Here is a 24734-nt window from a genome sequence, read left to right as displayed (position 1 = left end):
TTGCTCAGTGTTAGTCGCTAGTGCGCACCGCCGCCGCCTCCGCCGGAGGTAAATGGCGGTTTAGCAAACCACACCAGCGCAAGCAGTAGCAGGAATACCCCCGCTGAGAGCCAGAATATTTCATTGGCAGAGATAATCAGCCCCTGGTTGGTAATCTCCCGCGCCAAATAAGCCGACGCTTGCTGCTGGTTCATCCCAAGTTTCTCCAACTCATGATAAGTCTGCGTGGCATTTGGGTTGAACGGATTAACAAACTCCGTCAACTGCGCATGGTGCATCGACTCTCTTTGCGTCCACAAGGTGGTGGTGATTGAGGTACCAATCGACCCGGCCAGTGTTCGCAGGAAGTTAGACAAACTGGATGCTGCCGCCATTCGTTCCGGTGGCAAGCCAGATAATGTAATAGCGGTCAACGGCATAAAGAAGCAAGCTATCGCAAAACCTTGTACAAACTGCGGCCACGCCGAGGCCCCAAAATCCATTCCCGGTTCGAATGTGTAAGCCCGCCAGTAGAAACAAACCGCATACATAATGAAGCTGAATGTGACTAGTTGTCGCATATCAATTCGATGCGAGAAACGCCCAATGATGGGGGACAGCAACACCGGCAAGATCCCCACTGGTGCTGACGCCAGGCCGGCCCAGGTGGCGGTATAGCCATATACCTCCTGTAGTAACTGGGGCAGTAATACAATTGCGCCAAAGTACAACATATAGGCCAGGCTGATACATAAACAACCGATGGTAAAGTTTCTCGATTTGAATAATGACAAATCGATAACGGGGTGGTCGTCGGTCAGCTCCCACACGATCAGGAAGGTAATAGCAATCACGGCAATCACTGTCAGGACGATTATCTCGGTCGAGTTAAACCAATCCAGCTCCTTGCCTTGGTCGAGCATGATTTGCAACGCACCGATACCCACCACCAATAACACCAATCCCACGGTATCAATCGGTTTGATTTCGGTTTTAGTCTCTCGCCCTTTCAACGTACTGCCCGCCACTAAAATGACTAGCAGCCCGATTGGGATGTTGATAAAGAAGATCCAGCCCCAGTGATAGTTGTCACTGATATAACCGCCGAGGATCGGCCCAAAGATGGGGGCGACAACAATGGTCATCGACCACAATGCCAGGGCCATACTTCGCTTGGCGGGCGGGTAGTTATTCAGGAGCAAGCTTTGTGACAACGGGATCAATGGCCCGGCAACCAGCCCTTGAATGACGCGGAAGAAGATAAGCATCCCCAGACTGTTGGAAATACCACACAACCATGAGGCCAGGGCAAATAACCCGGTTGACCACAGGAACAATCTGACCTCACCGATGCGTTTTGCCAACCAACCGGTGATCGGGATGGAAATCGCATTTGCCACACCGAATGAGGTGATAACCCAGGTGCCTTGGGAGTTGGACGAGCCAAGATCTCCGGCAATCGTCGGAATAGCCACGTTAGCAATGGTGGAATCCAGCACCTGCATGAAGGTCGCTAATGATAGCGCAACCGTCATCCAGGCGAGTTGGGCACCTTCAAGCGGTTTTTGTGCCACACTGGCCTCCGGCGCGCTTAACTTGCATTTGCATCAGCATTAACCCGCATTCGCATGAACGATATCGCTAATTATTTGATTCACCGGCGCTAAATCCAGTGACAACGCATTAGTGACAAATGCCGGTTTTTTACGCACGTTTTGCGCTAACACTTGGCCATCTGTATTGGCGGTATCTACCCTCACCGTGGTAGAGAGGCCAATACGTAGCGGATGTTCAGCCAACTGTTTGGCGTCCAGTGCGATACGAACCGGCAAGCGCTGCACCACTTTGATCCAGTTACCGGTGGCATTCTGTGCCGGTAACAGCGAGAAGGCACTGCCCGTTCCCATATCCAGACCCACCACTTTCCCCTGATAAACCACATCATCACCATAGAAATCAGCGATAACGGTAGCGCTTTGACCGATACGCATATTGGCTAATTGTGTTTCTTTAAAGTTGGCGTCAACCCACATTTCGTTCGCCGGAATCACCGCCATCAATGGCGCACCATTGGCAATTTCAGCGCCCACTTGCACGCTGCGACGCGAAACAAAACCGGTGATCGGGCTGACAACTTTGGTACGTTGCAGGGCGAGCCAGGCATCACGCAGTTTGGCCGCAGCTTGTTCTACCGCCGGTTGTTTTTCCAGCGGTGTATTGAGAACCAGCGCCTGATTGGCGTTGTATTGTGCAATCGCCACATCCAATGAAGCTTGTGCTGCATCGACTGCATCACGAGCGTGTTGCAGTTCTTCACGACCAATTGCATCAACAGAACCCAGCACCACACGGCGTTTCAGGTCATTCTGTGCTTTGCTCAGCTCCGTTTTCTTCAGCGCGATATTGGCCTGGTATTGTTTGCTATTAATCATCAGCTGGTGGGTTTGGCGCACAGTGTTTGCCAATGCGGTTCTTGCCTGCTCATAGGCTTGTTCGGCATCCGTTGGATCAAGAGCTAACAGTACATCACCACTTTTAACCAGGTCAGTATTCTCGAAATTGACACTGACGACACTGCCAGGAACCTGCGACATGATCTGCACCTGATTGCCAGAAACATAAGCATTATCAGTCTCTTGGTGATGGCGCAGCACCAGGAACCAATAAATAAGGTAAGCCACCCCAATAATGATAAAAATAACCGTCAGTAGCAGCAGCACGCGTTTACGTTGCTTCTTTTTATTCTGCGGTTGTTGCGGGATTTGAGCTTCCGCGCTTGTACTCATGGTTTTCCCCACATTTATAGTGTTTTATTTTGTGAACTATCACTGACGGGGGCTTGATAGCCGCCACCCAATGAACGGATCAATCCAATCTTGGCCTGCAATAAATTGCTACTGGCGGTCAGTTCTGATTGCTGCTGCTGTAGATATTGTGATTCGCTTACCAACAGTTCATCGCGGCCAATAATCCCTGCTTTATAACGGGCGTCGGCGACGTTATAAACCTTCTGCATGGATTGCGACGCTGATGCCGCCTGCTGCAATTGAAGTTGGCTACTTTCCTGAATAGTGATGGCATCAGCCGTTTCTCGCACGGCATTGAGAATGGTCTGGTTGTAGGATTCAACCGCTTCATCATAGAGTGCGGATTCCTCGCCTAACTGACTGCGCAGCGCGCCTGCATGGAAAATAGGCAATGAAATAGCCGGAGCAAAGTTCCATGCCTGGCTGGCGGCTTCCAATAAATTAGGGTTGGTGCCCTGGAAGTTGGTGGTAGATAAACCGGCAAATCCGCTAATCGATAGGCTTGGGTAAAACTCTTTACGTGCCGCTTTCACTCGTTGATCATAAGATTCAACCAGTTGGCGCTGGGCGGTAATGTCCGGGCGCTTGCCGAGTAAGTCGGTAGTTAGCTCGCCTTTCGGGGCTAAACGGGTGATTTCAGGCAATGGTATTGGGCGCAGATTTTGCGTACCACTTGGGCCTTGGCCTGTCAGGGCTGCCAACTGATGTTTTAGTTGTTCACCTTGAGATTGCAGTTGAATAATTTGTTGTTTGGCCGTGTCAGCCTGAGCTTGCGTTTGCTGTGGAATTTCAATGCCATAGATACCGGCTTGATATTGCTTAGTGCGCAAATCAGCCAGCCGCTGGTTGTTATCCACTTCCTGTTGCAACACGTTTTGTAGTGCAAAGTTGCTCTGCAACTGGTAATAAACCGATGCCACTGAACTGGTAAGCGTCAGCGCGGCCTGTTGCTGTTCGGCACGAGCGGCATTCACTTGGGCATTAGCGGCATTGACCCGGTTGCGATATTTTCCCCACCAATCAAACTCATAACTGAGATTCAGGCCAAGCTGGTTGGAGGTTTCATACAACGGTTTATTAGGATAAGCCTGCAAAAACGGCTGCAAAGTATTTTGCGAGACTTTTTCCCGTGTGCTGCTGCCGTACAAATCCAGATTTGGGCCATTGGCCGCGTCAGCCTGGCCCATCACACTCTGCGCTTCCCGTACCCGTGCCGCCGCTTGTTTAAGCGAGGGTGAGGTTTGCAGGCTTTGTGTCATCAACGCATCGAGTTGGGCGTCTTCCAACACCCGCCACCACTGAGGACTTAATGCCAGCGAACTGACTTTGGGCTGTGCCAGTTGCAGTTGCTGGTTATCCAACATTTGAGACTGAGGAGCAATATTGTCGCTTGAGGCGCAACCTGCCAGTATTAGCACGGCGAATAGGGGCGCGAGTCTCCAGCTATGTGGGGATGACATAGTGATTTACCTGGATAAAGTTATGTATCTGGATAGAACCGATGGAATTACTGTTCCGGAACTTCCATTTGATCTAAGCGGACCAGTAACTTACGCGTGAGCGTTTCAAGCTGCTGCTGCTCGTCGGCATCGAGCGTAGACCAAAGAAAGTGCAGACATTTATGTTGTGGTGGAAGGAGTTGATTTAAAAACTCGACACCCGCCTCGGTTAAATGCAAATGCAAGCAACGGCGGTCATTGTGGCTTTCACGGCGTTCAATCCAACCTTTCTTTTCTAACTCGTCAGCAATGCGGGTGGCATTGGTGCGCGAAGAACCGAGTGCAGCACTCAATTCTGACGGTTGAATACTGTGGCTTTCCTGAGCATCCAGCGTAATTAATGCCATAAACAGGGTCTCGTTGATCCCTTGTGCTTTAAGCATTTTGTTACGGTTTTCGAGTAATTTACTGTGCATATGCATACACAAACGCGTCAACAGAATCTCTTGATAAGGGAAATCTTTCTGACGTTTTGCACGAAAATTAAGCATTTGTTCGATGGGCGTGAACGAACTTTCCATTATAAGGAGCCTCATTAGTTTCAAACGGTACAGTAACGATAGTTACTAATAATGTAAACGGTATAATACGATAAAAATTTAGCAATTCGTGTTATTCATTCGTGGTGTGTAAGCAATTAGTATTAATAAATGTAGGGATATTGTGTTTTTGCTCATAATTCGGTCAATTTATTAGCCAAGAATCATTAGTAACTTGAATGTCAGGCCATAACTGAGTGCGCCGAATAATGTGGCGAAAATGATACTGTTGGTTTTGTAAAAGTATCCGCAGATAACCAAAAAACCAATTAATGTGGGAAGTAATTTCTGCGGGTTATGCACGATTTCCGGTGCGCTGGAAACCACCAATAATGCGCAAATAGAGGCAATGCCAATGCTGTCCAGCAACAGCGAGATTTTCCCCCGTGGCAATCCGGCTTGCTTGCGCGCTGGCCCGAGTCGCAGCGGTAAATAGCGAAATAAGTAATTTACCGTTCCCACCACTAGGCCAATGATCAAAACCTCACTGTTCATGGCGTTGGCTCCTGTTCGTTATTCTCATGTTGTTCTGTTACTGCTTCAGGAGCGGATTGCAGCAGGGTGGCCAGGCAACCCCCCCCGATCCCGGCCAAAATAGCCACTGGAATAGAGAACAACAGTGCGCCCAACAAGGCTCCGGTCAGCGAGGCAATAACGGTTAGGCTGTATTGGCGCTTAAATGAGGCCAGCAGGAAGCTGAGAAATAACGCCGGTAGCATAAAGGAGAGGGAAGCTTCGATAGCCGGATAATTATCCAACGGCCCATTACCAAACATCGCACCAATAGCTGTGCCTGCTATCCAGGATAGCCACGAAGTGAACGCGATACCGAGCATCCAGTTCTCGCTCCAGCGTCTTTGGTCTTTCATTAGCTTGGTGGTTGCAGCGGCAAACACTTCATCGGTCAAGCCGAAAGCCCACAGGGCGGTTTTTTTGTCAGATAATTTTGCCAGAATGCGATGTTTAAGTGCCGGCCCGTACAAAATATGGCGAACATCCATCGCCATCACGGTCAAGGCGGAAACCCACAGTGACATTCCCGCGCTGAGCAGGGCGGTGATAACGAATTGGCTGGCTCCGGCATAAATAATGCAAGAAAAGAAAATGCTTTCCAGCGGCGTAAACCCCAGTTTTACTGAACTCAAACCAAAGGCGAAAGCCACAGGTAAGTAGCCGATAACAATGGGCAGGCTATCGGTAACGCCCTCGATAAAGGTGGCAGTCGACCGCGTCGCTGGCGGGGCGTTGGTGATTGGGTTTGGCATAAGATCTTTGGGTTACAGGGCGAAATAATACGTAAGGTAACATTACCAGAGTGGTTATTGTCTTAATACCCTATAACCCAAATTTATATCTATATTGATTATTAGTTAGGTAATTAATAATTATTCGACGGGCTGATCTGCCGCAGGATCAAAGCGTTTACCGGCCAGCCAAGTGATGATATTCAGTATGCACAGGACTAAACCTGCCAGCGCCACACCATACCAGCCTGCATGTTGATATGCGGCGGCTGAAATCATCGAACCTAATGCACCGCCGATAAAATACGTAGTCATATAACCGGCGGTTAACCGATTGCGGGCTTCCGGCATCATACGATATATCACGCTCTGATTGGTGACATGCACCCCCTGTACCGCCAGATCCAGCACCACAATCCCGATAATCAGCGCGATAACTGAGTGCTGACCAAGCGCTACCGGTATCCATGACAGTAGTAGTAAGCCCAAGCTAACGCTGGTGGTAATACGTGCTTTACCTTTATCGGCTAATTGACCGGCTTTCGTCGCCATTAACGCACCGGCGGCACCGACCAAACCAAATAGCCCGATGGTCGCTTCTGAGTAGCCGAATGGGGGAGAGGCCAGTAAGAAGGCCATTGAAGTCCACAACACACTAAAGTTGGCAAACGACAACGCACCGAGCAAGGCGCGGGTGCGCAATACTGGCGTGCGGATAAACAGTGAGAATATCGATCCCAGCAGTTGGCCGTAATTCAAACCGGTATGTTGTTTATAGCGTGGCAAGTAGCGCCATAGGACTAATGCCATCACGAACATCAATGCACTGGCAACCCAATAAATTGTGCGCCAGCCACCAATAGAAGCTAATGCGCCCGCCACTGTTCGCGCCAACAAAATCCCCAGTAGCAGGCCGCTCATGATAATCCCGACTACTTTGCCGCGTTTTTCTGGGCTAGCCAGTGTTGCCGCCAGTGGAACCAACAATTGAGCCACCACTGAGAACAAACCGGTGAGAGCGGTGCCGACAATCATCATGGTGAGGTTTTGCGACATGGCAGTAATCAACATGCCGCCTGCGGCCAGCAGAGTCATAGCGACAATCAACCCGCGCCGTTCAAACATATCACCCAGTGGCACCAGAAACATTAGCCCCACCGCATAACCTAACTGGGCGGCCGTGACGATAAAACCAGCCTGATTGACCGAGAGATTAAAGGCTTGCGCGATGGTTTCCAGTAATGGCTGGGCGTAATAGTTACTGGCAACCGCCAGCCCGGTAGCGACCGACATCAACACGATCAATGCCGGACTTAAACCGGCGTTTTCAGCTTTTTGCATCATGGGAGAGACTGTTCTTATTTGAGAAAAGCGACAGGCGATAGTATTAGATAATTAATAATGATAATCAAAGTTATTATTTTTAGTTGATGAATTTTAAATAAGCGGCTGGCGGTAGCCAATACGACCTGGCCCCTGAAGGGCAACGTGCCGTATCGGTTGGTTTTTACACCAATAAAAACTTGTCGCCATCCCGCCATGCGGGGAATGCTTTCCGATAACTCAGCAGTGCTTTCAATGATAATTCCGCATCCAGTCGTGCCGCTTGCCCCGGTTCTGTCTGGGCCAGAATTTCGCCCTGGGCATCCAAAATCACACTATCACCCTGATAGTAATGGCCATTATCATCATCACCAACCCGATTGCAGCCAGCGACATAAGCCTGATTTTCTATTGCTCGTGCTGCCAATAGCGTTTGCCAATGTTTAGCGCGGGCGGCAGGCCAGTTAGCGACATAAAGAGCTAAATCATAATCTTGCTGATTGCGCGACCACACCGGAAAGCGCAGGTCATAACAGACTTGCGGCAGAATTCGCCAGCCGCGCCACTCAACAACTTTACGCTCTTTACCCGCCAGGTAGTGATGGTGCTCACCCGCCATACGGAATAAGTGGCGTTTATCATAGTGATGGATTGTCCCATCTGGCTGCACCAACAGAAAACGGTTAACCGCGCCGTCAGGGGTATTCAGAGCTACGCTGCCGCCAATCAGGGCATCGGTGCGCGCCGACCAGTGGCGTAACCAATCAATGACCTCAGTTTCTGGCAATGCATTTTCAGCGGCATTCATGGCAAAACCGGTGGTAAACATTTCCGGCAACACAATCACATCACGCTGCTGTATGGATTCCAGCAGCATGGCAAAGTGACGCAGATTCGCCTGAGCATCCAGCCACACCAGCGGTTGTTGCAGCAGAGTCAGTTTTAAAGTTGACACAATCGCTCCGCAGCGGCATCCAGCGTGGCATCCTGTTTGGCGAAGCACAATCGGATCAATTTATGGGGGAACGGGCCTGCGCAGAATACTGATAACGGTATCGCAGCCACACCGACGTGTTCGGTGAGCCATTGGCAAAACTCAACATCGTCGAGATCAGAAATAGCGCTGTAGTCGGCCAACAAGAAGTAGGTTCCTTCACTGGGCAGAATGTTGAATCGGCTGGCTGACAGCGCATTGACGAATCGATCACGGCGCGCGCGGTAAAATTCCGGCAATTGTTGCCAATGTTCCGGTTCGCTATTAAGCATGTCAGCCAGTGCAAACTGGACTGGAGTGCACACCGAAAATGTCAAATATTGGTGAATTTTGCGCACTTCGGCACTGATCGCCGCGGGGGCGATGCAATAACCCGCTTTCCAGCCGGTCATATGAAAAGTTTTGCCGAAAGAGGAGACCGCAATAGCCCGCTGGCGCAATTGTGGATGGGCCAACACACTGGCATGGCCTGCCGCGCTGAAACAGATGTGTTCGTATACTTCATCACTGAGAACATAAATATTGCGCTCAGCAATCACTTGCCACAATTGTTCAAAATCTGCTGCGCGCCACACTGTTGCCGAGGGGTTATGTGGCGTATTCACAATCACCAATCGGGTGCGTTCAGATATCAAATCAGCAAACTCAGCCCAGTCGGTGTTGAATGCGGGAGGTTTAAGCGCAATGCGTTTGAGTATTCCGCCGGCCAATTTAACCACTGGGGCATAACTGTCATAGCTGGGATCAAAGCAAATCACTTCGTCGCCTGGGCGCACCAGCGCGGTAATGGCGGCAAATAGCGCTTCACTGGCACCGGTGGTCACCGTGACTTCGCTTTCAGCATCGGGCTGCCAGCCATAGATTTTAGCCGTTTTCTCAGCAATAGCATGGCGCAGCGGAGCCACACCAATCATCGGGGCATATTGGTTTGCGCCCTGGCTGACATGATAGGCCAATCGTTGTTTCAGGTAATCAGGGCCATCAAAATCAGGGAAGCCCTGCGACAGGTTAATTGCCTGATGTTTTTGCGCCAACGCACTCATTTGCGTAAAAATTGTGGTGCCCAGTGCGGGTAATTTACTGTCTGGAATAAAAGATAACGTGCTCATGGCAGATGAATACTCCCGACGCTGTTATGTTGCCGTTAATATAACACGATGTTAAGATTTGGCAATCGAGACGCTTAGATGGTTAAACGGCTAAACGACGAGGTTGACTAAGCATCAGTGAAAAATGTGCTTAGAATAATCGTCTGGCTGATTGCAGTAGCAAAATGCGCTGGCACATCAACACCACAACAGGGATATGCAATGACAGAAAATGTACAACTCGGCGCGCTGCTAGCCGCCTGCCACTGGATTGGCGAGAAGGGCTGGTGCCCGGCGACCGGCGGCAATATGTCCCTGCGACTGGATTCCGCTCAATGTCTGGTTACGGAGTCGGGCAAAGATAAAGGGAGTTTGACTGCGGATGATTTTTTGCTGGTGGAGACGGCCAATAGCCATGTTCCCAGCGGGCGCATCCCGTCAGCGGAAACGGGCCTGCATACCCTGCTTTATCGGCTATACCCTGAAATCAATGCGGTATTACATACTCACTCGGTGAATGCTACGGTGCTATCGCGCGTCGAGCGTAGCAATGAGTTGGTATTGCACGGCTACGAGATGCAGAAATCCCTCTCAGGGCAACGCAGTCATCTGGATAGCGTGGTGATCCCCATCTTCGATAATGATCAGGATATCCCGGCCTTAGCGCAGCGAGTTGCCGCGCTGGCTGATAATCATCCATTACGGTATGGCTTTTTGGTCCGTGGGCATGGTTTGTATTGTTGGGGAAATAGTGTGTCTGAAGCCCGCCGTCATTTGGAAGGGCTGGAATTCCTGTTCCAGTGTGAACTGCAACGCCGTCTGTTGGATGCCAATTTTAAACTGGGGGCAAAATGATTCAGGCAATAGTGACCGATATTGAAGGCACCACTACCGACATCCGCTTTGTTCACCAAGTGTTGTTTCCTTATGCTCGTGAGCGGCTGACGCCTTTTTTACGTCAACATCAGCAGGATGAAGAGGTTGCGAGCGCATTACTCAGCTTGCGGCGCGAGATTGAACAACCGGATGCAGATAGTGAAACGCTGATTGCCACATTGCACAGTTTTATGGATGAAGACCGCAAATCTACTGCACTAAAAGCCATTCAGGGAATTATTTGGCGCAGCGGTTATCTGCAAGGTGATTTTCGTGGCCATCTGTACCCCGATGTTGCGCCGCAACTGGCTGATTGGCAGCAGCAAGGGCTGAAGTTGTATGTCTATTCATCCGGTTCGGTTGATGCTCAGAAATTATTGTTTGGTTACAGTGATACAGGTGATTTACAGCCATTATTCAGTGGTTATTTTGATACCCATGTTGGGGCAAAGCGCGAAGTGGGCGCTTATCAGAATATTGCTCATCAGCTGGCTATTGCCCCGCAAGCATTGCTGTTTTTATCTGATATCCGCCAGGAATTGGATGCCGCACAGCTTGCCGGTTGGCAGACTTGTCAGTTGATTCGAGATCTTCCCGACAGCGAAAGCCGTCATCGCCAAGTCAGCCGTTTTGATGAAATAGACATAGAGGGTTTTACAGCATGAGCGGATTAACCATTTTTAGTGATGAGCAGCCAGAACAGCCGCTGTGGCAAAGCCGCGATGCTGAGGAAATTCAACAGCAATTGACCGCTATTGGCGTACGATTTGAGCGCTGGCAGGCGGATCGCGAACTGGGCGAGAACCCACAACCGGACGCGGTGATTGCAGCTTATCAGCATGAAATTAACCGGTTGGTAGCGGAAAAGGGCTACCAGAGCTGGGATGTGATCAGTATGCGTCCTGATAATGCGCAGCGTGAAGTCTTGCGCGAGAAATTCTTATCAGAACATACCCACGGTGAAGATGAAGTGCGTTTCTTTGTCGAAGGAACCGGGTTATTTTGCTTGCATCTCAATGATAAGATTTACCAAATTCTTTGTGAAAAGAATGATTTACTGTCAGTTCCAGCGGATACACCGCATTGGTTTGATATGGGGTCTAAACCGAATTTTACCGCTATTCGGGTATTTGATAATCCAGAGGGTTGGGTGGCGCGTTTTAGCGGCGATAAGATAGCTGATGCCTACCCGCGCCTGGACTAATCCCCTTCGTCCTTAAAGCCGCAGGGGTGTTAGCTGCGCTCACACACCCGAATCACTTACTGGTCTTGATCTTAAAATATAAGTAAGCTCATCGGGATTAATGAGCCTCATCCTTGAGGCTCGTCCTACGGGCTAGCATAAATGCTGTTCAAATCGGTTCCCGCCCGATTTGTCATACGCTTGCTGCCTACCTGCGACTCCAATGACTTTGGGGATAAAATTTCAAATACGGCTTAATTCTTCGGCTGGAAGAATCCTGCGGAGACTTGTTCTGGCGTGATAACACCACTATCTAACACCCAACCACTGATTAATGCGGCTGGGGTAACATCAAACGCCGGGTTATACACCGGCGCATTCGCAGGTGCCCATTGGCAATGGCCGAAACCGCCGGATACCCCTTTGATTTCGCTGGCATCCCGTTGCTCTATGGGGATGGCCGCGCCATTCGGGCAGTCAGGATCATGGGTGGTATGCGGGGCCGCTACGTAGAATGGAATGCGGTGATAATGCGCCAATACGGCCAAACTGTAGGTACCAATTTTATTCGCTACATCGCCATTCGCCGCAATGCGATCAGCGCCCACCCAGACAGCATCGACTCTGCCCTGAGCCATCAGGCTGGCAGCCATCGAATCACAAATTAATTGATAGGGAATCCCTAATTCGCCGAGTTCCCAAGCGGTTAAGCGACCACCTTGCAGCAATGGGCGGGTTTCATCTACCCACACCTGCTTGATCTTACCTTGCTGATGCGCTTTCAGTAGCACGCCGATAGCCGTACCAATGCCCGCAGTGGCGAGCCCGCCGGTGTTGCAGTGGGTAAGTAAGTTACTGTCAGGCTTAACCAATTGCACCCCATGCCGGGCAATGCGCTCACATAACTCGCGGTCTTCCTCTACCAGACGCAATGCTTCGTGAGTCATGGCTGCGACCCAATTAGCTTGCAATAATGCCTGCTGCATCCGCGCCAGATTATTCATTAAATTCACGGCGGTTGGGCGTGATTCCCGCAGCGCAATCAGCGCTTGTTCAAGCTGGGCTTGCGGCAAACCGCGCTCTGCCAACAAAGCCAACAACAGGCTGGCTGATAAACCAATCAATGGTGCACCGCGTACGCGCAATGCTTGAATATGCTCAATCAGCAATTCCACCGTATCGGCGGATAGCCATTCCTGGCGTTGTGGCAAGGTTTGTTGGTCAAGTATCCACAGCTTCCCATCAACAATCTTTAAGCTGGTCGTTTGTAAATCAAGCGTGTTAAGCGTCTGCATTGTCAGTTAAATCCATGTTGCGTTATTGCATCTGGTTTCTTATTCTGCCAACATAACTTACGGATGTATGGACGTCTACATGGTTTTACGCCTAAATGCGTTTTTTGCTCGAACAGGGAATGATTTCACGGCTAAGCAAATGACTGGCGGTGAGTGAATCTGAATCAGATAAAGAATAATGAGGTTAAAGATGTCGCGCTACCATACATTTACTGCTGCGGATGCCGTTGAATATGCTCGCCAATTTGGTCAGGTAGCTGACCCGCAATCTTTAGTCACTGCCGATGAGATTGGCGATGGCAATCTCAACCTGGTGTTTAAAATCCGTGATGCTACCGGGATTAGCCGGGTGATTGTTAAACAAGCACTGCCTTATGTGCGTTGTGTGGGCGAGTCTTGGCCGCTGACCCTGGATCGCGCCAGAATTGAAGCAGAAACTCTGTTAACCCACCGCCAATTTTGCCCACAACATACGGTTAATATTCTGCATCATGATGCCGAGCTGGCGGTGATGGTTCAGGAGGACTTATCTGATCACGAAATCTGGCGCAGTGAATTGATTCAGGGTAAATATTATCCTCAGGCCGCAGCACAACTGGCTGAATATTTAGCGCAAACCTTATTCCATACATCCGATTTTTATCAGTCGGCCCAAGCTAAAAAGGCGGCAGTCAGCCGCTATACCAACCCGGAATTGTGCCAAATTACTGAAGATTTGTTCTTTACTGATCCCTACATTGATCATGATCGTAATAATTTCGATCCGGCGTTATTACCCGAAGTACTGGCATTGCGTCAGGATGATGCGCTCAAATTGGCGGTCGCTTCGCTAAAACACCGTTTTTTGAGCAAAGCCGAAGCATTGCTGCACGGTGATATTCACAGTGGTTCCATTTTTGTTGCCGAGGGGCGTTTGAAAGCCATCGATGCTGAGTTTGGTTTCTATGGCCCGATAGGTTTTGATGTGGGCACCGCACTGGGTAATTTACTGCTCAACTACTGTGGTTTGCCGGGGTTAGCTGGCCCAAGGGATGCAGCGGCGGGTCGTGAACAGCGGTTGAAAGATATTCATATTTTGTGGGAAACCTTCGCCCACCGTTTTCTGGCCTTAAGCGAGGAAAAAACACAAGATTCAGCGCTGGCAACGGCGGGTTACGCCCAGCTATTTCTACAGCAGGTTTGGCAAGATGCAGTGGGATATTGTGGCAGTGAATTGATTCGACGCACCATTGGGTTAGCCCATGTGGCTGATCTGGATAGTATTGCTGATGATGAGATGCGCAGGACATGCCAGCGCCACGCACTAAGTTTGGGGCGAACCTTGATATTAGCCGCATTACACATTGATGGTGTTGATGATTTAATTGCTCGCATTCGACAGAATGGATGATAAATTTATTAATGTAATAGCATGATTAATAATATTAAAGAGAATATAAGAACCCCGTTCAGTCATGCGGGTTTTTTTATTATTATTATTTGTCTGCTGCATGGTGCTTTTTATAACGTCTTGTTTGGCTTTTTGGTAGGTTCTCGCGTGACCACAGAGTTGGCTTATCTGTTAATTTTTTATATTTCACTAACTTATGTTATGGCGTTTGCATTTCTGTAGCATATGGCTATTTGAATAATTATTTTATATTTAAAGTAATTATTCTTTCATGTCGATAATACTATATCAACCATAAATAACTATTTGTGACAAATAAGCTGTGGCTACTAGGCTGAAGCAGCAAAGAACGACTGTTTTGATGTTTATTTCTATCTCTCGATCTTATTGGGGTTTATTTTAATGTGCTTTCATAAAAGCATTTACTTGCTAATTAAAAATAACTAACTATGCGGGCCAGTATTAAACAACAAGGGTTTATATTGTTTTAGCTGGCGTTTTAATCATGTTAAGCAGGCATATTTTATGCGATATCTTTATTATCCAGCAGTGCTACGGTGCCAGTTCCAATTGAAATTCTGTGTAATATTGTTTGTTCTTTTTTTTTGCTCACAGTTAATTGCTGCCCCTCGGGTAATACGTGTGCCAAATGCTGGTACGATTAGTAATGAAATACGGCAAACAACAATAGAACCATTACGTGCACCAGAGGAGGCGGAAATTAATCTCCCACCTTTGGCTTCTTCTGTGTTATCAGACCGCTCTAATACGTCTGGCACCATCATTTTACGTGAGGTCAAGTTTGAGGGGGATATCCAGTTATTGCACTCGGGTAACGTAAATAATAAAGCCTTACCAGGCGTGATTAAGCCTTGGATCGGCCAGCGATTAACCTTTAATGATTTACAGGCTATGACGTTGGCTGTAACTCGTTTTTACCGACAGCAAGGCTGGGTTGCTGCTCAGGCTATATTACCGCCGCAGGCGGTTCATGGGGGCATTGTTGTCGTACGTATTATTGCTGGCAGATTAGATAAACCAGAAGTAAATAATCAGAGCCGGTTGAACACCCGATTTGCTACTGCTGTGATTGAAAGTAATAGTTGCAGCAAAGAAGCCGGTTTTTTAGGTGGGAAAGATTGCACGGCTTCTCTGGCTGAATTATCCCGCCTGGAACGTACCGCCCTCATACTTAATGAAATACCCGGAGTTGATGCTTCTTTAGCATTAAAGCCGGGGACTCAATCAGGAATGACTCGAGTGTATGCTGATATTATCCCCGGTCAAACTGCGATGGGTTATCTCGGTGTAGATAATCAGGGAAATGATTACTCTGGTCACAATCGCTTATTAGCAGGTGGTACGCTAAATAATATGACTGGTTGGGGTGACCAATTACGGGCCGATTTTATTTTATCCAGTTCGGCGGATGTTTTTAGCGGTTTGCTGGATTACAATTTTCCTATTAATAGTTACGGTACGCGTGCAGCACTTAATTATAGTCATCTGAATTATACCCTAACAGGGCCGTTTGACCCATTGGATGCTCATGGTTATTTCGATAGCTGGGGGATTAATTTACGTCATCCGTGGATACGTAATTCGTCGGTGAGAATTGATGTGAGTGCTGGTTATTATCAGTCGAGAATGCGTGACTCACTCATTCTGTTGCCAGAACAAAAGCGCAATCTGAATGCCGGTGAGTTTGGTATTTATGGCACTTTTGCTGCGGTATCCCGTGGGCTTAGCAATTTCAATTTGCTGGGAACGGCGGGTCACTTGACGCTGGATGACGAATTCAGTCAAAGCATGAACTCCTTGACGGGCATTGACGGTGCTTTTAGCCGCTTTAATTATCGTGTTGGTCATGATCAGGGCTTTGGTTCTGACTTATCTTTCTTCAATCAATTCACTGGCCAGATGGCTAGCAAAAACCTCGATAGCTCGCAAAAACTGTTGCTGGGTGGGCCTCTTGCCGTTCGGGCCTATGGCATCGGCGAGGGTGCGGTGGATAAAGGCACATTTTTCACCACTGAATTACGTACCCGCTGGTTGCCTCCATTGCCACTCTGGGCTGGGGCCGCAAATCAAGTCACGTTTGCCGCATTCTTTGACCAAGGGTGGGGGAGTTATTATCGCCAGCCTATCCAGGGCCTGGCAGGAAATAATATCAACCTGTCTGGTTTTGGTGCCTATATCACTCTCTCTCGTTCGGCAGATTATTCCCTGAATCTGACCTGGGCACATCGAACCGGCCAGGCCGCAACTCCTCAACCGGATAACGATCAATTATGGCTTAGCGCTTACAAGATGTTCTAGCGCTGATCGGCATATTTGTCAGATTGAATGGATACGAATAATGAACAGTACATTATACAAACTTATTTTCTGCCGCCGGTTGGGATGCTTGATTGCTGTTGGAGAATTTACCCGATCTTATGGCCGCTCATTTTCGCCTGTCGGTGGGAAACGAGTGAATGATTATAAAACAAAAGCAAGAGTATTTAGCCGTCTGGTCATGCTGATGGGAATAGTGCCAGGTACATTGTCCCCGTTGGTATTCGCCCATCCTCCACTACCAGCTAACGGCAATATTGTGGTCGGCCAAGGTGTGCTGGATGCTAATAACACGACCCTTACCGTAATGCAGCAAAGCGATAAGCTGGCAATCAACTGGGGGAGTTTTGATATCGCCCAGGGCAACAGCGTTATTTATAACCAGCCAGGGACGCAGAGCATTGCGCTAAATAGGGTGCTAGGCCGTGATGCATCACAGATATATGGCAACTTAAAAGCAAATGGGCAGGTCTTTTTGCTTAATCCGAATGGCATTCTATTTGGTAAAGGTGCGCAAGTTGATGTGGGGGGGTTAGTTGCCAGTACTAAGTCTATGTCTAATCATGATTTTATTAACGGATCCTATACGCTGACCAGCCTAAAAAGTGAAGGCCAAGTGATTAATCAGGCCCATCTGAGAACCACTGCGGGCGGTTATATCGCGCTGATTGGCCAGCAGGTTGATAATCAGGCATCGGGTGTTATCAACGCGCCGCAAGGGAAAGTGGTATTAGTGAGCGCGAGCCGTGTCACGCTTAATTTGGACCACGGTAGCTTGCTGGGTGTGCAAGTTCAGGGCGAACAAGTTAGCGCTTTGCTAAAAAACGGTGGGCTGATTCAGGCTAATGAAGGGGTTATCCAACTAACAGCTCGCGGCAAAGAGATGTTAATGAATACCGTGATTGATAATACCGGTATTTTGCGGGCTCAGGGTTTGTCTGAAAAGAATGGGGTTATTTTTCTTGATGGCGGCAGTGAGGGGGGGGGTTGGTGCGCCAGCAGGGGCTGATGGATGTCAGTAGCTCGCAGGGCTATGGCGGGTACGTTATCCTGCAAGGTGAAAATATACATTTGGTTGCCGGCAGCAAAATAGATGCACAGGGGAGCATTGGCGGTGGCAATGTATTGGTCGGAGGAGGTTGGCAGGGCAAAAATAGTCGCATAAGAAACTCTCGCTCAGTTGTCATGGATAAAAGTGCGAATATTGATGTTTCTTCATCAAACAAAGGCGCGGGGGGGACTGCGGTGTTATGGTCTGAATATTACACCGGTTTTTATGGTGATATTCATGCCCGTGGTGGGTCGCAGTCGGGTGATGGTGGGCAGGTTGAAACATCCAGTCGGCGTAATTTACAGGCTTTTGGTCATGTTGATACTGCGACTATTCATGGTCGTAGGGGCCGCTGGCTGCTCGATCCGGCAGAGGTAAACATTGTTAGCAGCGGTACTGAGACTGGGGCATTAGTTCAGATAGGCAATATTCCTGCCGGATATGCCACCAACACACAGATTTTCACGCCAACCGCCAATATTGCCCAAATATTAAATAGCAGTATCAATGCTCAGCTTAATAATGGCACCGACGTGACAATTACCACCAGTAATAGCAGTCTATTGAGTTGTCGCTGGTGCAATATTACACTGCAAGCCGATATTAATAAAACGGCAGGGGGTAATGCGACGCTGACGTTGCACGCTGATGGCAATATTGTGAGTGATAGTAATATCACTTCTACTGCGGGGCGACTGAATCTGAACTTATTGGCGGGTAATACTACGGTAGATTCGGTTATTACATTAAATAACAGTTATATCTTATTAAATGGCGGTGACCTACTCGCAAAACATGCTAACGAAAATAATACCGCACGTATAGAGTTAATTGGAGGTCGGTATGATGTCGGCAACCTCACTCTTAATGGAAATACAGGGGCAGCATCTCAGGTTGGGGTGAACATTAGTCACGCGGCTAATATTACTGCGGTAGGGGAGGTACATATATCCGGTGAAAGCAGTAATGCTAATGAGCAAGGGTGGCGTGGTGTTGATATATCCGATGGTTCATCCATAGTCAGCGCTGGTGATATGATCTTCGAAATAAACTCTAACTCTAAAATAGCATGGATGGGGGCGTTCAATAATGTAAGTATTGTTAGCGGAAAAGACCTTGCATTCAAGGCTAATGGTAATGCATGGGGTGGGATAGTCTTCAAGAATAGTAAGATAACCGCTAATTCTGGTGATCTTTCCTTTAGTGTTAATGGCGATATTATCAGTGGGGCTAATAAAGGTATTTACTTAAATGCGTCACATGCTAGCGGGGAAAATATTAATATTAAAAGCCATGTCACTGGCGCTGACGCATTTTTATTATTCGATGGGAGTATGACGGCAACCTCTGGTAATATTAATGCGAATGTCACTACAACGCATAAAGGGATCTGGATCTCAGGCAATAGCAGTGTAAATGCTCATAAAGATATCAATATGAAAGGTATCACAACGGGAATGCAAGCAGATGCTGATGGTATAAATATCAGTGGCAATACCAGTAACTATGTGAATATTAAGGCTGGCGCTAATATAGCGATGGTGGGGAGTCATTCCGGTCAGGGGGCTGGAGCCAGTATTGTTGTCGATTATGCCAATATCGAAACGGGTAATGGTAATTTTACCGCCAATGCTCATGGTGTAAAGAGCATGTTATTTAGCAACGCTAATGTAACCGCCAATGGTATTGAAGTAAATTCTGATGCTACTGGCGCTGATGGGATTGTATTAGAGGGGGGCAATTTCACCTCGACAGCTGGTAGCATTAATTTTAATGCTACTGCGATGAATAATGGTGTTTTTATTAAACCAAACTCATCATTGAATGCACAGAAAAATATTACGTTAATTGGTGTTGGGGAGGCGAATGGCGTTATTATTCAAGGTGATTCGGTGGGCGCGCGTAATAATATTACGGCGCAAGGAGATGTTGCCATATTAGGTAAGAATAGCACCGGCAGTCACTCATCAATTAATTTATCAAACCTGAGTTTGATATCTGAGAGTAAGAATATTGACATCAATGGCTCATCGGTTGGCATGGGAAGTATTTACATAAATAATATTGATTTTAACGCCTCGCTAGGTAATGTTTCCATTTATGCGGAGACTAATTCGCCATTAGCCTCTTCGCAAAGTGCAGCATTAATTCTAGAGGGAAATAACACGTTGGTTGCTAAAAATGGTTCGTTTACCGGTAATGCACTTAATATAACCCAGGGAGTAGGTATTGGTTTTAGATCAGGCAATACATTTTCAGTCGACGGGAATGTCGCTTTTCACGGTGTGACAGACGGTGTGGATACAGCAAGCCGAGGGATTGATTTTCATGGTAGTAATACATTCAATATTGCTAAAGGCAGTCAATTAGCTTTCCTTGGTGAAAATAAAGGCGCATCAGATACTACTGGAGGAGATGGCATAACCCATTCAGGTGCGACGATGTTAACCATAAATAATAATGGTTCTTTAACCATGGAGGGCCGCTCCAGCAGCGGTACGGGAATTAATTTCCCTACCAGTAATAATACGGTGATATTACATGGCGAGGGTGACACGTTAATTAAAGGCAGTAGCATTGCGGGAACGGGTGTTTCTCTTTCTGGCATTGTTAATAACAGTAGCGGCCCCGTGACGCTTGTCGGAGCCAGTACCAACGGCACCGGTGTTCATCTTTTCAGTGCAGAACATCAAATTAATCGCATTAATGTCACAGGGCATTCGGCTCATGCCGAAGGGCTGAGAATGAGCGGTAATACCACAATTACCGATACTACTCTGACCGGTAAGTCAATTAATGGCAGCGGTGTGACGGTGGATTCATTACCGGGTTCCAGTGGGGTTGCTAACACGATTTTGGATAATATAACGCTCAATGGCCGCAGTAATAACGGCATCGGAATGGAAATAACCCGTGATATCAATGGCATTAATCAAAGCACCATTAATGGCATCACTGATGGAATAGGTTATGGCATTAATATTAAAGAAAATATAAATGTCACGGGTACCAGTCAGGCTGATTTGCTTACCATAAACGGCATTGCAATAACTGGCTCTGGTGATGGTATAAAACTAAACGGAAATAATGACTTAAGCAACACTAGCTTATATGGCTCTGCTGTGGACGGCATTGGGTTAGATATCAGTGGTTCGCTAACCGACGGTATCAATACGGGATTAACCGGTACGGCTTCCGGTGCAGGTATTGGTGTGCAGGTTAATGGCTCGCTTAGCGAAAGTGTGGTGAATGGTACCTCAGCCAGCGGCATTGGCGTGCAAGTTAAAGGCACTCTTGACGATAGTCGTATCAACGGTGTCTCTGCCAGTGGCAGTGGGGTGAAAGTCGATGGCGAAACGGTTCTTAACAATACCGTGCTGATGGGGAATAGTGCGGAGGGTAAGGGCGTGGAGATTTCAGGCGATCTCATTGGTGACTTTGGTAGTACGGTGCATGGCGATACTGTAAACGGTACGGGTGTGTATGTAAGCCACGATCTCAATCTCACTAGTGATGGAACAGGGGGGCTGCTGATTATCAGCAGTAATGCGACCGGTGAGCAAGGTAGCGGCGTCATGCTGATGGGCAATAATACCCTTGATAATATCAAGCTGAGTGGTAATGCCACCGCTGGCATTGGTATCAATATCAATGGCCCGTTTACTCACAGCGGCAATACTACTGTCGACGGTAAAGCCACTGATGGCGATGGTATTCAACTAAACGGGGCTGTCGCAGGCGGTAGAATTGAGGGCGGGTCGACCAATGGCCGTGGTATTAACGTGAGCGGTGACTCCAGCCTGAATAACGCCATCTTGAACGGTAACAGCATCAATGGCAAAGGTGTGGAAATCGCCGGTAACCTTGCGAGTAGCAATGGGAGTGCGGTGTATGGTGATACTGTCAATGGCACCGGAGTAGAGGTTGATATCAGTACCCACCTTAACGGTGGCGATGGTGTTGATTTATTGGTCATCAGCGGTAACGCCCACGGTGAGAAAGGCACTGGCGTTACATTGGATGGTTTCAATATCCTCGATAATACCTCGCTGGCAGGCAATGCCACTAACGGGACGGGGATTGATATTAGTGGCTTGCAGCAAAATGAAGGTAATACCACGATTGTCGGTAAGGCGGTTGGTGGTAACGGTGTACAACTTGCCGGTGCTGTCAGTGGCGCAATGGTCAGCGGTATATCAGATATGGGCAGCGGCATCAAAGTTGACGGTAACACTCAACTGCATAACGCCACCTTGAATGGCAGCAGCACGGATGGCAGGGGGATGGAAATTGTTGGTAATTTGTCTGGCGCTCACGGCAGTGTGGTGCAGGGGAATACCACCAACGGCATAGGTGTTTATGTGGGTAAAGATGCCACACTGAGCGGTGGCGGCGAGGATGACTCGCTACAGGTGAGCGGCAATGCCCACGGTGAGCAAGGTATCGGCGTTACATTGGGCGGTTTCAATATCCTCGATAACACCTCGTTAAATGGTAACGCCACCGATGGTCATGGTGTGGAACTGTCCGGGCCGGTGACTAATAGCGGTAACACTACGGTCAATGGCATAGCCTCTAACAGCGGTCATGGGGTACACGTCAATGGTACCGTCAGCGGTGGCGCGATAAGCGGTAATTCTGGCAATAACCACGGCGTCCTCCTCAATGATGCGGCTATTGTTAGTGACATTATGATTGGTGGCAGCAGCACCATGACCCGCAAGCTTTCTGTCTTGATAACCTTGCCGGAAAGCGTCGGTGAGAATGTCACTATTAACGGTCAGGCGGTTGATAAAAATAACCTGGATGATTACACCGTGGCTGATAGCATTGTCACCACCAATACTTCGGTCAATACCACTGTCAATACCACTGTCAATACTAATACGGCTGCCAATACCCAAGCTGCTCTTATCTCACCTGAGCGAACAACAACAGTGGCCGGCGCTACAGTAATGCCGCTTCAGGAGGGGAGTCAGCCGGATTTGTTATTGATAAAACGAAACCAGATCCTCAGTTCTCTTGAAGGGCATACCTCACCCGCGCCTATCGTGATCGAGTCTGAACATGATATCTCAGCCAATATCAGTGTCGACGTTTGTCTCCCTGAAGGTGTTAACACGCCACCGCAACCTTGTGATACGCATGTTCTCGGCCGCTGGAAGCCTCTACCTGCTATCTCAGACCTGAAGTGACAAATTCTTAACCAACTCAATTTGCTAGAGAAGTCGGAATGTCGACGTGACAAAGAGGACGGGCAATGGTGGACAAAACGGTTGAATTAACACCCGCAGTAGAGACGCCGGTAGACTTTTCATTACCTTATTTCGAGTTTCTCGTCTGTGTGCGGCGCTATGAGGAGGCCGGGCGATTATTACTCTTGGTATTGGAGCAACTGGACACCCAATATGGCCGCTGGGATGTTTTTTCGCTTAATCAACAATCGGTACAGCAGCAGGAGCGTTTCTGTAATCGTTTAGCTGCGGCCATTAGCAACCTGTTTTCTGATCCTGGTTTTGTGATTTCAGATAAAGGCTTTTTACAACTGATCAATTTCCACCGCTGGATTGCGTTGATATTTGCTGCATCACCTTTTGTTCATGCGGATCATGTTATTACCAATCTTAACCAGGCGGGGGAGGGGTGCGCTCACCCTTTACGGTTTGAGCACAATAATTTCCTGAAGTTTTGTCTGATGTATTTACCCGAATCGGGTATTCCGCTTCAGCCGGATTTATTGTGGCAATTTAATCCTCATGCGGCGGCGGCACTTTTTTTGGCATTATTGTCACCGCGCATTTTACCCCGTGCGGCGGGCCATGCGAAACGTGAGCTGTTATTAGCGTGGTTGCCTGAAAAACTGTTAACCCTAGAGAGCCTTGAACACTTACCCGAGCGCATCCTCCACGATGTGTACATGCATTGCAGTTACGCTGATATAGCGAAAAAACATGCCATAAAGCGCAGCATTAATTTTCATCTGCGTAATGCGCTGCTACACAATGGGTTATCTGATAATGACTCTCGCCCCCCACCACGCAGCAAACCCTTGATGCTGGTTATTTTAGAATGGTTTAACAGCGGGCATTCTATTTATCGCACTCACTCCAGCACTCTGCGGGCCGCTCGCCAGCAGTTTTCTACTCATGGTGTTACGATAATGGAGGCAACCGATGCCACAACTCGCGAGGTTTTTGATGACTTCACCGAGGTGCTGCGGGCGGGGGCGGTTGAAGCGATAGCCGCTCTGGCACAGCAACTGCGCCCGGATGTTATCTATTTCCCCAGTGTCGGGATGTTTCCACTTACCATTGCTTTGAGTAACTTGCGCCTGGCACCTTTGCAGGTGATGGCATTGGGGCATCCAGCAACGACCCATTCCGATTACATCGACGCGGTATTAGTGGAAGAGGATTATCTGGGCGATAGTGGCTGCTTCTCTGAAAAAGTCGTTTCATTACCTAAGGATTGTTTGCCATATGTGCCGCCGATAAATATCAGCCAACCGGAACCTATACATCAATTTGATGAGCGGTCTGTTGTCCATATTGCTGTTTGTGCATCGGCGATGAAAATTAACCCCCGTTTTCTCGCGACCTGTGCCGAAATAGCTGATCAAGCGGCGACTCCGGTGGTATTTCATTTTTTTAGTCGGTTTTTTGCTGGGGGATTACCCATCGGGTGATGGAAAAAGCGGTCATTGATATGGTTACCGAAGCCAGAGTTTACGAGCATTTGAGTTATCCCGCTTATTTACAGGTGATTAACCAGTGTGATCTGTTTATTAATCCGTTTCCCTTTGGCAATACCAATGGCATCGTCGATACCGTGCGTCAGGGGCTACCGGGTGTTTGCCTCAGTGGATCGGAAGTTCATGAGCATATTGATGAAGGGCTATTTCGTCGTTTGGGGCTGGCTGAGGAGCTGATCACGCATAATATAGCAGAGTACATCGCAGTCACGGTACGTCTGATTAATGACACCGATTGGCGCAATAGTTTACGGCAGCAGTTATTAGCGATTCAACCTGACAGCGTGCTATTTACCGGTAAACCGGAGCAATTCGGACTGATTGTCCGTGGCCTGCTTGATGAGCGCCAGAGCGAGTAATCAGGTTAATATATCGAAA

Annotated in this window: 17 protein-coding genes and 1 pseudogene; 8 read left to right on the top strand and 10 right to left on the bottom strand. The window is 48.3% G+C overall.

Features of this window, described 5'->3' with window-relative positions:
* Positions 1-17 precede the first annotated feature (17 nt).
* From emrB to YALDO0001_RS13980, 9 genes are all read right to left on the bottom strand, one after another.
* The gene (emrB, locus tag YALDO0001_RS14020; RefSeq protein WP_004704058.1) at positions 18-1553 is read right to left on the bottom strand and encodes a multidrug efflux MFS transporter permease subunit EmrB; all 1536 of its coding nucleotides are present in this window, start codon (positions 1551-1553) and stop codon (positions 18-20) included.
* Between the two features lie 39 nt (positions 1554-1592).
* Positions 1593-2765 carry a multidrug efflux MFS transporter periplasmic adaptor subunit EmrA gene (gene emrA / locus YALDO0001_RS14015; protein ID WP_042840102.1) on the bottom strand — a complete coding sequence of 391 codons (1173 nt, stop codon included), beginning with the start codon at positions 2763-2765 and terminating at the stop codon, positions 1593-1595.
* A 14-nt stretch (positions 2766-2779) separates the two neighbouring features.
* On the bottom strand, positions 2780-4246 hold the full coding sequence (locus tag YALDO0001_RS14010) for an efflux transporter outer membrane subunit (protein ID WP_042840101.1): 1467 nt from the start codon (positions 4244-4246) through the stop codon (positions 2780-2782).
* Positions 4247-4293: 47 nt separating this feature from the next.
* A complete protein-coding gene (mprA, locus tag YALDO0001_RS14005; RefSeq protein WP_004704055.1) occupies positions 4294-4806 on the bottom strand; it encodes a transcriptional repressor MprA in 513 nt (170 codons plus the stop codon).
* A gap of 171 nt (positions 4807-4977) precedes the next feature.
* Positions 4978-5319, bottom strand: a complete 342-nt coding sequence (gene ygaH, locus YALDO0001_RS14000; protein ID WP_042546701.1) for an L-valine transporter subunit YgaH — start codon at positions 5317-5319, stop codon at positions 4978-4980.
* Entirely contained in the window at positions 5316-6089 is a 774-nt protein-coding gene (locus tag YALDO0001_RS13995) for an AzlC family ABC transporter permease (RefSeq protein WP_004704053.1), read from the bottom strand. The genes ygaH and YALDO0001_RS13995 overlap by 4 nt, the downstream gene beginning before the upstream one ends.
* 120 nt (positions 6090-6209) lie before the next feature.
* Positions 6210-7409, bottom strand: coding sequence for an MFS transporter (locus YALDO0001_RS13990; RefSeq protein ID WP_086016816.1), 1200 nt, complete (start codon positions 7407-7409; stop codon positions 6210-6212).
* A 166-nt stretch (positions 7410-7575) separates the two neighbouring features.
* The gene (locus tag YALDO0001_RS13985; protein ID WP_042840099.1) at positions 7576-8346 is read right to left on the bottom strand and encodes an amidohydrolase; all 771 of its coding nucleotides are present in this window, start codon (positions 8344-8346) and stop codon (positions 7576-7578) included.
* On the bottom strand, positions 8334-9494 hold the full coding sequence (locus YALDO0001_RS13980; protein WP_004704050.1) for a pyridoxal phosphate-dependent aminotransferase: 1161 nt from the start codon (positions 9492-9494) through the stop codon (positions 8334-8336). The genes YALDO0001_RS13985 and YALDO0001_RS13980 overlap by 13 nt, the downstream gene beginning before the upstream one ends.
* A gap of 201 nt (positions 9495-9695) precedes the next feature.
* Here YALDO0001_RS13980 and YALDO0001_RS13975 point away from each other — a divergent pair, with 201 nt between their 5' ends.
* The 3 genes from YALDO0001_RS13975 to YALDO0001_RS13965 are packed head-to-tail and all read left to right on the top strand — an operon-like array spanning position 9696 to position 11553.
* A complete protein-coding gene (locus tag YALDO0001_RS13975; protein WP_042840098.1) occupies positions 9696-10328 on the top strand; it encodes a methylthioribulose 1-phosphate dehydratase in 633 nt (210 codons plus the stop codon).
* Positions 10325-11014, top strand: coding sequence for an acireductone synthase (gene mtnC, locus YALDO0001_RS13970; RefSeq protein WP_042840097.1), 690 nt, complete (start codon positions 10325-10327; stop codon positions 11012-11014). Before YALDO0001_RS13975 ends, mtnC begins: the two co-directional genes overlap by 4 nt.
* The gene (locus tag YALDO0001_RS13965) at positions 11011-11553 is read left to right on the top strand and encodes a 1,2-dihydroxy-3-keto-5-methylthiopentene dioxygenase (protein WP_042840096.1); all 543 of its coding nucleotides are present in this window, start codon (positions 11011-11013) and stop codon (positions 11551-11553) included. The genes mtnC and YALDO0001_RS13965 overlap by 4 nt, the downstream gene beginning before the upstream one ends.
* 233 nt (positions 11554-11786) lie before the next feature.
* Here the strand turns inward: YALDO0001_RS13965 and mtnA are convergent, their stop codons facing one another.
* On the bottom strand, positions 11787-12827 hold the full coding sequence (gene mtnA / locus YALDO0001_RS13960; protein ID WP_004704046.1) for an S-methyl-5-thioribose-1-phosphate isomerase: 1041 nt from the start codon (positions 12825-12827) through the stop codon (positions 11787-11789).
* A gap of 190 nt (positions 12828-13017) precedes the next feature.
* Between mtnA and mtnK the strand changes: the two genes are divergently transcribed.
* From mtnK to YALDO0001_RS13930, 5 genes and pseudogenes are all read left to right on the top strand, one after another.
* Complete coding sequence (mtnK, locus tag YALDO0001_RS13955; protein WP_004704045.1) at positions 13018-14217, top strand: S-methyl-5-thioribose kinase; 1200 nt, start codon at positions 13018-13020, stop codon at positions 14215-14217.
* A 525-nt stretch (positions 14218-14742) separates the two neighbouring features.
* The gene (locus tag YALDO0001_RS13945; RefSeq protein ID WP_042840095.1) at positions 14743-16536 is read left to right on the top strand and encodes a ShlB/FhaC/HecB family hemolysin secretion/activation protein; all 1794 of its coding nucleotides are present in this window, start codon (positions 14743-14745) and stop codon (positions 16534-16536) included.
* Positions 16537-16576: 40 nt separating this feature from the next.
* Positions 16577-17563, top strand: a complete 987-nt coding sequence (locus tag YALDO0001_RS22550) for a two-partner secretion domain-containing protein (RefSeq protein ID WP_435372773.1) — start codon at positions 16577-16579, stop codon at positions 17561-17563.
* Positions 17545-22800: a beta strand repeat-containing protein gene (locus tag YALDO0001_RS13935; RefSeq protein WP_435372772.1), complete on the top strand. Its 5256-nt coding sequence runs from the start codon at positions 17545-17547 to the stop codon at positions 22798-22800. Before YALDO0001_RS22550 ends, YALDO0001_RS13935 begins: the two co-directional genes overlap by 19 nt.
* 65 nt (positions 22801-22865) lie before the next feature.
* Positions 22866-24715, top strand: a pseudogene (locus YALDO0001_RS13930) (glycosyltransferase).
* Positions 24716-24734: the final 19 nt, after the last annotated feature.

This window comes from Yersinia aldovae ATCC 35236 (genome assembly GCF_000173735.1).
GTDB lineage: Bacteria > Pseudomonadota > Gammaproteobacteria > Enterobacterales > Enterobacteriaceae > Yersinia > Yersinia aldovae.
This window is presented reverse-complemented; position numbering and strand designations above follow the sequence as displayed.